Raw genomic sequence first — 13,448 nt, forward strand, 5'->3', positions numbered from 1 at the left:
CTTGGCGGGAGGAAATCTTAACGATATTCGCCGGCGTATTTTTCGACCTGCGCGATGTTGTCTTTGGTAATGAAACCGGGGCCCGAGTTGATATGACCGGACGGCAGAACGCTATAGCGGGCATAGTTGGTCAGGATAACGACCGGAAGGTAACCCTGAAGGTAAGGCTGCTGATCGATGGCAAAGTTGATTTCACCAGCCTTGATGGCCTCGGCAATCTCGGATGACAGATCGAACGTGCCAAACATCATTTCGCCAGCAAGACCCGCGTCACGCAGGGCTGCAAGGGTCGGATGGGCAGAGTTCGGGCCCAGTGTCAGCACAGCATCAACATCCTGATTGGTATTGAGATACGCGCTAACCTTGTTCTTTACTTCCGACGGGTCCTGGCCGCTATCGATCATCTGGCTGCCAAGCTCGACACCAAGTGCGTCGGCAAAGCCACGGCAACGCTCAACAGATGCCGGGTTGGTGATGTAGTGGTTTACACAAACAAAGCTTTTCGCGCCAGCGGCGGCAGCACGTTTACCGGCACCAAATCCGGCATCATATTCCGGCTGGCCGACATGCATCAGCGCGCCAAGTTCTTCGGATTGTTCCTGCGTGCCGGAGTTGATCGTGATGACCGGGATACCCTTATCCACCGCATCGGTGATCGGCCCCTTAAGGACGTTAAAGTCCGCGATGGTCACGATGATGCCATCCGGATTGGTCGCAGCAGCCTGTTCGACAATACGCGCCATATCGGCAAGGTCACCGGTCGGCGGGTTACGATATTCGACTTCTGCACCCATCTGATCACCCGCGACCTTGATCGCGTTTTTGATCACGTTCCACCAGCTATCAGAATCCGGTGCGTGGCTGATGAGAACGAATTTTTCATTTTCTGCGGATGCGGTTGCGGACAAACCGGCAAATGCAAATGTTGCTGCCGCGATGGCAGTAAGCGCCTTTTTCATCTGTTGCCTCCCTAGTCGGCTGAAATATTGGGGTTTTCCCATTGAATTTATGTGTTCTTCTGGCAGTCAGTCGTCTTTGTGCAACCTTTCTGCTTCTGGCGGCGTGGGTCGATATGACCCGTTGAAACCGTTGAATAGAATTTTTGTTCTATTTTATGTCAAAATCAACATTTTTTTTCCATTGCACTGCGAGATAACCCTCTGTCGCTGCCACAAGGCCTTGCCAAACCAACTGAAACCGCCGCTCATCCCGCCCCGAACCAAATGCGATGGGCAACAACGTCCGTGCAAATAAAGGTAGTCGCCATCGGTCGTTTTAAGTTTTCGGGACGACTCGCATGGCACAGACCCCTGATCGCCAAAAGAAAACCGGCGCAGCTGATGGGCCACGCCGGTTAATGTTCAAGCCCTGATCTGGACGCGTTTAATCAGGGCAGAATTTCTTTTGCGACATCAACGCTCCTTCCCTCACGCGCGGAAAGCGCGGCGGCCTCGGCGACGACTAGCGCATTGATCCCGTCCTTCAGGGTCACTGGAAGGGGCGATGCCCCCTGCACGCCCTCAATGAAACTGTTCCATTCAATTTGATAGGCCTTGGCATAACGTTCGAGGAAGAAATGCTCCGGCTTGGCCTTGGTTGCACCGTGCGCGGTGATTTTCTCAATCGTGTTTTCCAGAACGTTATGTGCGGCAAGCAACCCGTCCGAGCCCAGAAACTCGATGCGCTGGTCATAGCCATAGGCAGCACGACGGCTGTTTTTAATCACGGCAATACGTCCACCAGAAAACTCAAGCGTGGTAACGGCAGTATCAAAGTCACCTGCCTTTCCGATCTCCGGATCGACAATACTTGATCCGACGGCGGTGACTTTGTCGGGCAGCGAACCATACATCCAGCAGGCCATATCAAAATCATGGATCGCCATATCGCGGAAAATCCCGCCAGATACCTTTACATAGCTTACCGGCGGTGGTGCCGGATCAAAGGAAGTGATCGAAAGCAGCTCCCCCTTGCCGATTTCGCCTTGATCAAAGGCCGCTTTCAGATGGGCAAAGTTCGGATCAAAGCGGCGGTTAAATCCAACCATGATGGGTTTGCCGTGCGGTTCACATCTCGCAAGACAATCCAGGGCACGCTTAAGATCAAGATCAACCGGCTTCTCACACAGAACCGCCTTCCCTGCTGCTGTCGCTGCCTCCAGCAGATCGGCGTGGGTATCGGTCGGTGTTGCGATCAACACAGCATCAATCGCCGGATCGGCAATGATGTCCTCGCTGCTACGCACAGCAGCGCCATACATCTGGGCGAGCTTCTCGGCAGGCTCGTCAAATTTGTCCGACACCGCGACCAGTTCACTTTGCGGGTGCGCGACAATATTCACCGCATGGACCTGCCCGATACGTCCAGCGCCCAGCAAACCTATTTTAAGCATTCCGATGTTCCTTCCCTTCGGCGTTCCCGCCTTGACTTACGTTGACCGTCCCGAACTACCTGCGACACGCCAGCAAGAACCTGGCAAACCGATTTGCAGATCGATGATTTCGGGATGATCACGCGGATGTCTCTCGCACCCGTTTATGCTGATACGCATATTCTGCTTGGAATACGCCATGGAATTTTTATTCCATTATTTTTGTTTTTCAATAATTATTTTCCATCGATCAGTTTCTCGCGCTTTGCCCCGACAGAGACAGCCAAGGCAATCGCCAACGAGATTGTCGCCGAAAGTGCCCTGAACGCCCCGACATCGACTTCCGATACCGATAACATCAAGGCTTCTGTTTTGCGCATCGGCCCGCTCAGCGAATCACTGATCGCCACAACCTTGTTTCCAAGGTCATGCGCATAGGCTGCAAGATCAATTGTTTCCTGTGAATAGGGCGCAAAGGTGATCGCAATCACCACATCGCCCTCGCGGATCGCGTGGCGTGGATTGAGGTTACCAACACCGTCATGCAGAACGGCGGCAATGTTCATCTTTTCGAACGCATAGGAAAGATAACTCGCAACCGGAAAGGCACGTCTGAAACCAACCACATGGATCATCGGGGCTTCAGCCAGAACATCGACCGCCTTTTCCAGCGTTTCCAGATCAACCGTTGACGCCAGATTTTCCAGAGACAACCGCCCGGCTTCGACAAACTCGGCCAGCAGGGCACTGGGGCTGTCATCCCCTGTTGCGCGCAGATTCTCAAGCCGGGTGGCGTAGTCCGGCCATTTTTGTGCATAGGTTTCCCGAAACATTTTCTGCATTTCGGAAAATCCGGAAAATCCCATCAACTGGCAGAACCGCATGAAGGCCGAGGGTTGCACACCTGCACCGACCGATAGTTCGGCAACTGTGGAAACAGCGATGCGGTCCGTATTTTGCGCAACAAACTCCGCACATTGGCGCAGCCTTTTGGGCATGGTCTCCGATATTTCGGCCAGACGGTGATTGAATTCCTCAAGCGAAACAGGTGCGGTCTGATCACTCATGGCGTTTATTCTTCCTTGTTTTGTTTCTGCTTGACGCACGGCGCGTTCCATGACCATCCATTAAATAGAACAAAAATTCTATTTTGACTAGGTGAGGAGTTCCGGCAAATGAAATCTCTTGGCATTGGCCTGATTGGCACTGGTTTCATGGGAAAGGCGCATGCGCTGGCATTTGGTGCAGCACGGGCTGTTATGGGTGAGGTGCCGGAGTCTCATCTTGCGGTTTTATGTGATACGCCGGTCGAAAAAGCCAAACAGATGGCCGATCAGTTCGGCTTTGCCAAAAGTACTGCCGACTGGACATCGCTGATTTCAGATCCGGATGTCGATATCGTCTCGATTACCACGCCGAATGCGCTTCACTTCAACATGGCTATTGCCGCCATCAAGGCGGGCAAACATGTTTATTGTGAGAAACCCCTGGCTCTGACGCTGGATCAGGCGCGTGAAATGCGCGATGCCGCCCGCACAGCAGGCATCAAAACCATGGTCGGGTACAACTACATCAAAAACCCGGCATTCACACATGCCTGTCGGCTGATCCAGGGCGGTGAAATTGGAGAGATCGTCCATTTCCGCGGCTGGGTGGACGAGGATTATCAGGCTGACCCTGCACTCCCCTGGACATGGCGGGCCAAGCTTGCCGATGCCGGTCTTGGGGCATTGGGGGATATGGGATGTCATCTGGTATCGATGGCATATGGCCTTGCCGGACCAATCGACAGTTTGATTGCCGATATGCAAACTGTTCACACTACGCGCCCACTCCCCGATGGAACCGGGCGGGCCAAGGTCGAAAACGAGGATACGGCATCTGCCTTGGTGCGGTTCGCCAACGGCGCTCAGGGCAGCCTTTCGACATCGCGCTCCGCCTGGGGGCGAAAAAACCGGCTGGCTTGGGAAGTTCATGGCACCAAGGGTATGATCTGCTTTGATCAGGAGCGCATGAACGAGTTGCAGCTTTTTCGCAATTCAGGCGACAAGGCGCAGCAGGGTTTCACCACCATCCTGACCGGCCCGGCACATCCGCCTTATGGCGAATTCTGCCCGGCACCGGGACATCAGCTTGGCTTTAACGACCTAAAAGTCATCGAAGCTGCCGCACTGCTTCGTGCGATCCGCGATGACAACCCGGCCTACCCCGATTTCGAACACGCTTACGAATTCGAAAAAGTCATTCATGCAATCGCGAAATCCGCGACTGACGGGACAAGAGTCTCGCTGTCTGAGGTATAGCTGTCACGTGCCGCAAAAGGTGACATTCGAGATACAGCAGAATCAACTACTTGGTATTTCCGATTGCTACAAACGCTCACAAAAAGTTGCTGAACTGAGGGAAAAGAAGACATTTCTCTCAGAGCACTTCTGTAGGTCTATGACTTTCTCTGCCTGAAACGGTCAAACGCCACGGCGATCACAATGAACGATCCAACAAACGTTCCCTGCCAAAATGTGCTTATACCAAGCAAAATAAGACTGTTGCGGATCACTTCAATCAAGAGTGCTCCGACCACGGCACCAAACGCAGTGCCACCACCACCTGCAAGATTGGCACCGCCAATGACCGCGGCGGCAATGACGGTCAGCTCCATGGCCTGACCAAGATTGGTCGTAACCCCACCAAGCCAGCCAACTTCCAGGACCCCGGTAATACCCGCCATCAGGGCCGAAAACATATAAACGCTGACTTTGATGCGCGCGACGGGAATGCCGGTCAGAACCGCTGCGTTTTCGTTGCCGCCAATCGCGAACAAATGCTGGCCCCAACGTAAATGCCTGAACGCAAACGCCGTCAGACAGGCCAGAATCACCATGATGATCAACGGATGCGGAAGACCAAGCGTTGAACCACCCCCAAGCCAAAGCAAAAAGTCGTGATCCGGCCCGAACTCGTAGATCATTTTGTTATCAGAAAGCACCATTGCCAGACTGCGCGCGACCGACAACATGCCAAGCGTCACCACGAATGGCGGCATTTTCGCATAGGCAATCAACACGCCATTAACCGCGCCCACAAGCAACGAGATGCCAAGTGCGGCAATACAACCGAGCCAAAACGGCATTCCTGCGGACATGATGACGCTGACCGTCATCGCAGAGATCACCAGCGTAGAGCCAACAGAAAGGTCAATCCCGCCGGAGGCAATAACCGCCGTCATGCCAAGCGCAATGATCCCGACAAACGCAAAATTGCGGGTCACATTAAACAGGTTGCGCTCTGTTGCGAAACTGTCGGTCAGGATCGTCAATGCCAGGCAGGCAAAGACAGCCGCCATAAACACCCAAAAAATCTGTTGGCTTGTGATCCGCGCGATCAGCCCATGATGCTGAGAACGATTGATGACTTCAGCAAGAGTCGGCGTTGCCATATTCATTGTTCCTTTTTTTGGTCCACTCATGCGTGCTCAATCGCGCCGGTAATCAGGCCCGTAATTTCTTCTGGCGAAGACTGCGATGCTTTTTTGTCTGCGACAAGTTCGCCCCGCCTTAGGACAACAACCTTGTCTGCGACCTCAAAGACATCGGGCATTCGATGGCTGATCAGAACAACGGCGATACCCTGATCACTAAGCTGCCGGATAAGGTTGAGGACTTCCGCCACCTGCCGAACAGAGATCGCAGCCGTTGGCTCGTCCATCAAAACGATCTTGGCATCACTCAAAAGGGTTCGTGCGATTGCAACAGCCTGACGCTGCCCGCCGGACATTTTGTGCACCAGATCACGGGGACGGGTTTCCGATTTCAATCGCGCAAACAGTTCGGCGGATTTGCTGCGCATGAAGGCATAATCCACAACTTTGATCGGCCCGATCCTGCGGGTTGGTTCACGCCCCAAAAATACGTTAGACGCTGCACTCAGATTGTTGCAAATCGCCAAGTCCTGATAAACGACCTCGATACCGGCTTTCTGTGCATCCAACGGCTTGTTAAACGCCACTTTCTTATCGGAAATAAGGATATCGCCCGACGTCGGGGCAAAGTTCCCCGCAATCACCTTGACCAAGGTGGATTTCCCCGCACCGTTATCGCCCATAAGTCCGACAACTTCGCCCGGCGCAATGGCAAGTGACACGCTATCAAGCGCCTGTATGGCGCCATAACGTTTGGATATGTTTTTAAGTTCAAGCACATTCATGAACACCCCCCATATCTGCTGATCCACCTAACGCGGTAGCAAGCAGACGGTTTTCTTTTGTGATTTATGGCTTTTGCAGCAAGCCCAGCGCCCTTTCGGTGTTTTTTCTGGTGCGATAGGCTGCAAATTGCTGATCTGCCAGAACACCCAGCAAAATCACAGCGCCCATCACTGCGAAGTTCAGCGAAGATGGAATGCCCAACAAATTCACCAGGTTCTGCAGTTCCTGTAGCAACACGGCCCCAAGAACGATCCCGATCACTGATCCTTCGCCCCCGCGCAAAGAACATCCACCCAAAACAGCCGCCGCAATCGCATAGAGCTCGTAAAAGTTACCGTGCGAAGACGGTTGGACGGACTTGGTGAACATTGCGAAATATATCGCCGCAATCGATGCGAGCACGGCACAGATCACATATGCCATCACCGTTACGAAACGGGTGTTTATCCCCGAAAAGCGTGCGGCTTCCTCGTTTTTGCCAACCGCGCAAAGGTGACGACCAAAAACTGTGTGATGCAAAACAACCCACATCACCGCCGCTACAATCAGCATCGCGACGAACGAGTGCGGCACGCCGAAACTCCGCCCGATTGTAAGCCATTCAAGCTGGGGATAACTGGAACCAAAAGGAAAGCCTGCCGTAGATTCGGCCGTGTATCCACGTGCAATGCCGCGATAAATCAAAAGCCCGCACAAGGTAACGACAAATGGCTGCAGCCTAAATCTTGTAATCAGGATACCGTGCGCCAGCCCGATCAGAACACCAAGGCCAATGATGATCGCCAAGGCCAATGGCCAGGGAACACCGAACTTACCGACCATGTCGACAAACAACACACCAAGCAGCGCGATCACCGATCCGACGGAAAGATCAATACCGCCGGTCATGATGACAAACCCTTGCCCAATGGCAAACAGGCCAAACAGGCCGATCAGATTTGCGGTATTGCCAAGGTTGATGGGCGACAGAAAAAGCGGGTTGCGCATATATACAATTGCGCCAACCACGATAATCAGAATGCCAAGACCGATATCTTTTTTTTGCATTTCTCAGGCCTCTTCCAGCACTTTACCGACGGCAAGATTGAGCACATTGCTCTCGGAAAAGCGAAAGCGCGGCAATTCCCCAGTAATGAGCCCGTCTTTCATCACGACAATCCTGTCTGAAACCCCGATTACTTCTTCCATATCGCTCGATATCATCATCACCCCCACTCCGCGATCGGCCAGCGATCGCATCAATCCATAAATCTCGGCTTTTGCGCCGACATCGATCCCCCGGGTCGGCTCATCGAAAATGATGACTTTGGGATCCATGGACAGCCACTTTGCCAGAACGACTTTTTGCTGGTTTCCACCAGACATTTCATTTGCTGCCCGGCGAACATCATGTGTCTTGATCGCCAGCGCACTGCGCTGGGATTCCGCCACAGCGATCTGACGTTTCTGGGAAACAAGCCCGCGCGATGTGTATGCTGGCAAGTTGGCCATCGTGACATTTTCCAATGTCGGAAATTCAAGGATCAACCCGGCCCGTTTGCGGTCTTCGGGCACAAGATAAAGCCCTGCTGCGATGGCATCGGTCGGGCTATTGATCTCGGTCTTTCTGCCATCAATCCGAATTTCGCCACCAAGCTTGTCACCGACACCAAAGATTGCCTCGGCCAAGTCTGTACGCCCTGCCCCGATCAAGCCCGCAACGCCAAGGATCTCGCCCGCCATCACATCAAAGCTTGCCGTGCGATCAGGCTTGCTTTTGATCGCAAAGTTTTTGACGGAAAGAACGGGTTTGGTCGCAGGCACCGAAGGTGGTGTGTAAAGCGCCTTGAGCTCTCGTCCGATCATCATGCGGATCATCGCATCATGCGTAACTGCCTGACGCTCAAGCACGCCTACATTATGGCCATCGCGCAGGACAACCGCACGGTCGACGCATTCCTCCACCTCGCTCAGGCGATGTGAAATATAGATGACGGCAATCCCTTGTGCCTTAAGGTCTGCAATGACCTTAAGCAGCATGTTGGTTTCAGAAAGTGTGAGACTTGATGTCGGCTCATCCATGATGACCAACCGCGCGTTCATCGACAACGCCTTGGCGATTTCCAGCAACTGGCACTCCGCCAGGGACAATGTGGAAACCGGTGTTTCTGGCCTGAACGGGGCGCCAACCCGCTCGATCAGCGGCTCCGCCATTTTATTCATGGCTTTGCGATCCGTCAGCCGCAAAGGCCCACGCACCAGTTCCCGGCCAAGGAAGATGTTTGCGGAAACATCCATGTTATCGAAAACATTCAGTTCCTGATGGACGAACGCGATCCCTGCTTGTTGGGACTGTTTGACGTCAAAGGCGTCATACTGCTGTCCATCGAGAATAATTTTCCCGGATGTAGGCGCGATCAGCCCGCCGAGAATCTTCATCAGGGTCGATTTTCCGGCCCCGTTTTCACCAAGAAGTCCAACAACTTCGCCAGCTTTGATCTGCAATGAAACATCATTAAGGGCCACCACACCGGGATAAACCTTGGTGACGCCTTCAAGTCGCAGATCAAGCCCATGCACTGCACTCATATATTCGGCTCCCCAATGTCCATTCGACATCGTTGGAAAGGTGCGAGCAGGCGCACTCGCAGATTTCACACGCCCGCTCGCTAGGCAGGGGGAAGAAAATTACCCGCCTATTCTTTCCTTAACGACCGCCTCGAACTCATCAACATTGGATTTGTCGATCACCTGGGTCGGCACGATGATCAAGCCATCTGCGGGCACCTTCGACATATCGCCCTCAAGATAATCCGCCATCAGGTGCATGCCCTGATAGCCCCACTGGTAGGGGTCCTGAACAACCGTGCCAGCAAAGCTGCCCTCACGAACCGCGCCAAGCGTCACAGGGTCTTCATCAAAGGCAACAACGGTCACCTGCCCCAACTTGCCAGCAGCCTGCAATGCTTCGTAAATTTTCGGCGGGTTGTAGGAATAGAATCCGACCATGCAATCAATGTCGGGATTTGCCGCAAGCACGTCATCGACGTTTGATCGCGCACGCGCAAAATCAACATCATCACCACGCACATCGACAAGCTCGATACCGCTACCTTCAACCGCCTGGCGGAAACCGGCGATACGCTCGATCGCGTTGTCGGCACCAAGGAACCCGACAAAGCCCATGCATTTTCCGCCGTTTGGCAGTGCTTTCACGGCAATCTCACCAGCCTGAACGCCAGCGGCAACGTTGGATGATCCAAGATAGGCGATGCGATCACTTTGCGGGGCATCACTATCGGTGGTAAAGAGCGGCACCTGGGCCGCAATGCGATTGAACGCATCAATAGAGTTCTTTGGATCGGCCGAGGAAATCATGATCGCATCCGTTCCCCCGGCGACCAAATCATCCATCAGCGCATTCTGAAGTGCAGCCGTTCCCTGTGCAGGATACCGGAACTGCAGCTCATATTCGGGGAGTTCTGCCTGTGCGGCTTCGACCCCTGCTTCTGCCAGTTTCCAAAAATCCGAAGCAGCATTCACCACGAATGCAAGCTGCTGCTTTTCTTGTGCGAACGCCCCGCCAGCCAGAACCATTGACAGACCGAGGGTTGCGAATGTTGTTGCAAATTTCATGCGTTTAATCCTCCCGATTAACAATCCGCACGACTGTATTTATAAATTATCTGTGCGGCTAATAATTAATAATATCATTAATAATTTTGGATCAAGCGTTTTTCACCCACGGTTGTGTAAGTTGATGGTTTTAATCACAGATTGGCCCACGTTTTTTGCTCTTCGCTCGCAAAAACGGCATCAAGAACACGCATGGAGGCAATCGAATCCTCGATGCCGTATGGCAAACCTCTTCCTGACAGAATGGCCTGCGCAAACATTTCCGCCTGTTCGGTATACTGATCACACGCAGGCACGATCTCGCAGCCAGCCAGACTGCCCTCCAGGCTCTCGCCTGCATCGACAATCAGGGCGGTTTCTTTATCTGCCGGCGCATTGTAGGGGATCATGATTTCGGCCCGTGCCTTCGTGCCAAACACATTCAAGGTCTGATACGGGCACAGTTGCGTCGAAACCATGAATGACAATTGCCGGCCGCCGCCAAAGTCCGCAACCACACTCGCCATCCGATCGGTTTTGAATGCGGGATCTCGATCGATCAGGGCCATGACGCGCAAAGGCTCGTCTTCGAACAAAAACCGGCCCACCGTAATCGGGTAGCATCCGATATCCATGATGGCACCACCACCGGCCTCTGGCCTGTTGCGGATATTCTGGCCATCATCGTTAAAGTAACTGAATGCCGCCTGGATCGCTCGGACCTCACCAAGCTCACCGCTTCTGACCATCTCGCGCACACGCATCCATTGCGGGTGGTAGCGCACCATAAAGGCCTCTGCGACCAACACATTTTTCGGACACGCCCGTAGCCTTTCTGCATCGTGTGCATTTAATCCGATGGGCTTTTCACACAGCACATGCTTACCCGCCCGTGCTGCAGCTAGCGTCCAGTCGACATGCATATGGTTTGGCAACGGGTTGTAAATCGCGTCAATTTCCGGATCAGCAATCAACGCCTCGTAAGACGCATAAGACTTCTGTATTCCAAGATCATTTGCCACCCTCGCCGATCGCCCTGCATTGCGCGATGCAATCCCCAGCACATTCGAAGAGGCTGATTTTTTGACTGCCGGAATAACTTTCTCCACGCCGATATTGGCCGTCGAAAGAATGCCCCAGTTGATTTTTGTTTTTGTCACGTTGTCTTCCGCCCTGTGTAAGTCCGGATAAAAATCGAGCCGGATCTGATCAACAAATCCGGCCCAGTTCATCAAGGATTGGTATTAGTTATCCGCACAAAAACCCGGATCCGACTGATTGCAAACATCCAGCCCGGTATAGAGTGGATCATCTACCTTTTCGCCATTGATCAGTTCGATCATCACGTCAGGTGCCCGATACCCCATTTCAAACGGACGCTGACCGACCTGCGCGTGACTGCGCCCGTCGCGGAATGCCTGGGTTTGCGGAGGAAGTGTATCGCCCGCAATCAGGATCAGCTCCTTGGATTTCAGCCGATCCATGACCTGATCGGTAACCTGGGCATAGGCTTGCGGTGCAAACTGTGCCCAGCCGCCAATCAGAATAAAGGCATCAAGATCGGGATTTGCCGTGAAGGTATCGGCCATCTGCTGATTGGCAAGATCGACCTGATCATTGGTAAAGACCGGACACCCTTCAATTTCCGTCCAGCCATTGCTGTTCGCAAGGCGCTCTGTCCCCTTAGCCCCTGAAATCGTGTCGCGGAAGCCAGAAGCACGCGCGTTGATATTGTCCGCCGCAACATTCCCCAACTGCAAACATACCGACCCCCCATCCGGCTTAAGCATCATGGCTTCTTCGGCCATTTTGACACCCATCAGATAGTTGTCAGTCCCCAGATAGGTCGCACGCAAGTCGCGATCTTTTTCAAGGAAATCGGCATCAATCGTCATCACCGGAACATTCGGGTTGATCTGACGAATTCGGTTTGCCATTGCCGGCGCATTTGACGGCGAAATTGCGATTGCGGCAACACCGCGGGTCAACAGATCATCGACGATCTGAACCTCGCCAGCCTCATCGGCACTGGATGCAGGCCCGGTGTACAAACACTCGTATTCAGAGTCCATATTCTCCGACATCCACTTCTGACAACCCAGATTGATTTGCTCGAAGAACGGGTTATCCAAGCCTTTCACCACAATGGCCAATGTCTTTTTCCCATCGGCATTTGCAGCGCCAACACCTGTCGCAAGAATGAGCGCAGATGTGAGAGTTAGTAACATTTTATGTTTCACGTTTAGCTCTCCCTAGTTGGTCTGGCCCGGAATTGATTACCCCGGATACCAGATTTTCCGAGGATCGCTCGGGCTTCTTTCATATGCCCAGGCCCGCTCGATCATCTCCTCGAAATCTACTTGCGGCCGCCAACCTAAGGCGTGCCGTGCCTTGGTGTTATCAAGCCAGTTGCTGTGAAACGGTGTGGGGATTTCCACGGGTTCCATATCGCGCGTTCGCACCAGGTAATCTGCGACCTGCGCGTAATCGATCGGCTCATCCATAGAGATATTGAAAAGCTCCTGCATCGCGGCAGGGTGATCGAGGGCTGCCATCAACGCAGCGACCAGATCATCGACATGCACAAAGTTGCGCTTAAGAGCCGCGCCCTTCTTATCACGCATCAACGGCACAAAACTGCCCTCGGCAAGGCGCGCAGCCTTTTCCGCGCTTATCAAGTCGCCCCAGACCGGGCCACCAAACTGGTCCGGACCAAACGAAAGCGCATATTTGAAATCGTCTTTTTCCATGATCCAGGGCGCACGCAAAACGGTGCCATTCAGGCCATACTGGATCTGATATTGCTCGATCATCACCTCTTCGAGCACCTTGGTCAGCGCATAACAGCCGCTATAAGCCTGCCGCGGGGAGGTTTCTGTGATTGGCGCCGGATAATCCTTGAAAATGTGCCCAACAGAGCAATCACCACCTATCAGAATGAACTGCTTAAGCGTCGATGACTGGCGCGCGGCTTCCAGAAGCAGGAACATCCCCTTGATCGCAACATCAATGACCAGATCGGGGCTTTCTTTCACCGCCGCCATATGAAGAACGTGGGTGACACCCTCCATCGCGTGCGCAACCGCATCCGGATCAGACAGAGACCCCGTAATGACCTCTACCCGTTCACCCGCTTCGATCTTGCGGTTATGACACAGCGCCACGATCTTGGCCGATGCATACCTGGGGTTATCAAGAAATGCCGCCAAAAATGCCTTACCGACCTTGCCGGCTGCACCCGTAATCAAAATTTTCATTAATTATCCTCCCTATTGAATT

At 53.3% G+C, this 13,448-nt stretch carries 12 protein-coding genes; 1 reads left to right on the forward strand and 11 read right to left on the reverse strand.

The window, feature by feature from the left end:
* Positions 1-17: 17 nt before the first annotated feature.
* From AC5Q5A_RS09335 to AC5Q5A_RS09345, 3 genes are all read right to left on the reverse strand, one after another.
* A complete protein-coding gene (locus tag AC5Q5A_RS09335) occupies positions 18-959 on the reverse strand; it encodes a sugar ABC transporter substrate-binding protein (protein ID WP_493895074.1) in 942 nt (313 codons plus the stop codon).
* 428 nt (positions 960-1,387) lie between these two features.
* A complete protein-coding gene (gene iolG / locus AC5Q5A_RS09340) occupies positions 1,388-2,392 on the reverse strand; it encodes an inositol 2-dehydrogenase (protein ID WP_493895075.1) in 1,005 nt (334 codons plus the stop codon).
* Positions 2,393-2,607: 215 nt separating this feature from the next.
* Positions 2,608-3,438 carry a MurR/RpiR family transcriptional regulator gene (locus AC5Q5A_RS09345; RefSeq protein ID WP_063088781.1) on the reverse strand — a complete coding sequence of 277 codons (831 nt, stop codon included), beginning with the start codon at positions 3,436-3,438 and terminating at the stop codon, positions 2,608-2,610.
* 108 nt (positions 3,439-3,546) lie between these two features.
* On the opposite strand from AC5Q5A_RS09345, the gene AC5Q5A_RS09350 reads away from it, so the two are divergent.
* Entirely contained in the window at positions 3,547-4,674 is a 1,128-nt protein-coding gene (locus AC5Q5A_RS09350; RefSeq protein WP_493895076.1) for a Gfo/Idh/MocA family protein, read from the forward strand.
* Positions 4,675-4,811: 137 nt separating this feature from the next.
* Here the strand turns inward: AC5Q5A_RS09350 and AC5Q5A_RS09355 are convergent, their stop codons facing one another.
* From AC5Q5A_RS09355 to AC5Q5A_RS09390, 8 genes are all read right to left on the reverse strand, one after another.
* A complete protein-coding gene (locus AC5Q5A_RS09355; protein ID WP_064779986.1) occupies positions 4,812-5,807 on the reverse strand; it encodes an ABC transporter permease in 996 nt (331 codons plus the stop codon).
* A 26-nt stretch (positions 5,808-5,833) separates the two neighbouring features.
* Complete coding sequence (locus AC5Q5A_RS09360) at positions 5,834-6,574, reverse strand: ATP-binding cassette domain-containing protein (protein WP_064779987.1); 741 nt, start codon at positions 6,572-6,574, stop codon at positions 5,834-5,836.
* 64 nt (positions 6,575-6,638) lie between these two features.
* A complete protein-coding gene (locus AC5Q5A_RS09365) occupies positions 6,639-7,622 on the reverse strand; it encodes an ABC transporter permease (protein WP_493895077.1) in 984 nt (327 codons plus the stop codon).
* Positions 7,623-7,625: 3 nt separating this feature from the next.
* Positions 7,626-9,143, reverse strand: a complete 1,518-nt coding sequence (locus AC5Q5A_RS09370; protein ID WP_493895078.1) for a sugar ABC transporter ATP-binding protein — start codon at positions 9,141-9,143, stop codon at positions 7,626-7,628.
* A 99-nt stretch (positions 9,144-9,242) separates the two neighbouring features.
* On the reverse strand, positions 9,243-10,190 hold the full coding sequence (locus AC5Q5A_RS09375) for a sugar-binding protein (RefSeq protein ID WP_083952669.1): 948 nt from the start codon (positions 10,188-10,190) through the stop codon (positions 9,243-9,245).
* A gap of 134 nt (positions 10,191-10,324) precedes the next feature.
* Positions 10,325-11,401, reverse strand: coding sequence for a Gfo/Idh/MocA family protein (locus tag AC5Q5A_RS09380; protein WP_493895079.1), 1,077 nt, complete (start codon positions 11,399-11,401; stop codon positions 10,325-10,327).
* A gap of 12 nt (positions 11,402-11,413) precedes the next feature.
* Positions 11,414-12,397 carry a substrate-binding domain-containing protein gene (locus AC5Q5A_RS09385; RefSeq protein ID WP_338186305.1) on the reverse strand — a complete coding sequence of 328 codons (984 nt, stop codon included), beginning with the start codon at positions 12,395-12,397 and terminating at the stop codon, positions 11,414-11,416.
* 48 nt (positions 12,398-12,445) lie between these two features.
* Entirely contained in the window at positions 12,446-13,426 is a 981-nt protein-coding gene (locus AC5Q5A_RS09390) for an NAD-dependent epimerase/dehydratase family protein (RefSeq protein ID WP_493895080.1), read from the reverse strand.
* Between the last annotated feature and the right edge of the window lie 22 nt (positions 13,427-13,448).

Source organism: Thalassospira sp. CA1 (assembly GCF_059052855.1).

Excerpts from the sequence above, each read along its gene's own strand:
- AC5Q5A_RS09335 (WP_493895074.1), bottom strand. The coding sequence starts at position 959 with ATGAAAAAGGCGCTTACTGCCATCGCGGCAGCAACATTTGCATTTGCC.
- iolG (WP_493895075.1), bottom strand. The coding sequence starts at position 2,392 with ATGCTTAAAATAGGTTTGCTGGGCGCTGGACGTATCGGGCAGGTCCAT.
- AC5Q5A_RS09345 (WP_063088781.1), bottom strand. The coding sequence starts at position 3,438 with ATGAGTGATCAGACCGCACCTGTTTCGCTTGAGGAATTCAATCACCGT.
- AC5Q5A_RS09350 (WP_493895076.1), top strand. The coding sequence starts at position 3,547 with ATGAAATCTCTTGGCATTGGCCTGATTGGCACTGGTTTCATGGGAAAG.
- AC5Q5A_RS09355 (WP_064779986.1), bottom strand. The coding sequence starts at position 5,807 with ATGGCAACGCCGACTCTTGCTGAAGTCATCAATCGTTCTCAGCATCAT.
- AC5Q5A_RS09360 (WP_064779987.1), bottom strand. The coding sequence starts at position 6,574 with ATGAATGTGCTTGAACTTAAAAACATATCCAAACGTTATGGCGCCATA.
- AC5Q5A_RS09365 (WP_493895077.1), bottom strand. The coding sequence starts at position 7,622 with ATGCAAAAAAAAGATATCGGTCTTGGCATTCTGATTATCGTGGTTGGC.
- AC5Q5A_RS09370 (WP_493895078.1), bottom strand. The coding sequence starts at position 9,143 with ATGAGTGCAGTGCATGGGCTTGATCTGCGACTTGAAGGCGTCACCAAG.
- AC5Q5A_RS09375 (WP_083952669.1), bottom strand. The coding sequence starts at position 10,190 with ATGAAATTTGCAACAACATTCGCAACCCTCGGTCTGTCAATGGTTCTG.
- AC5Q5A_RS09380 (WP_493895079.1), bottom strand. The coding sequence starts at position 11,401 with ATGAACTGGGCCGGATTTGTTGATCAGATCCGGCTCGATTTTTATCCG.
- AC5Q5A_RS09385 (WP_338186305.1), bottom strand. The coding sequence starts at position 12,397 with ATGTTACTAACTCTCACATCTGCGCTCATTCTTGCGACAGGTGTTGGC.
- AC5Q5A_RS09390 (WP_493895080.1), bottom strand. The coding sequence starts at position 13,426 with ATGAAAATTTTGATTACGGGTGCAGCCGGCAAGGTCGGTAAGGCATTT.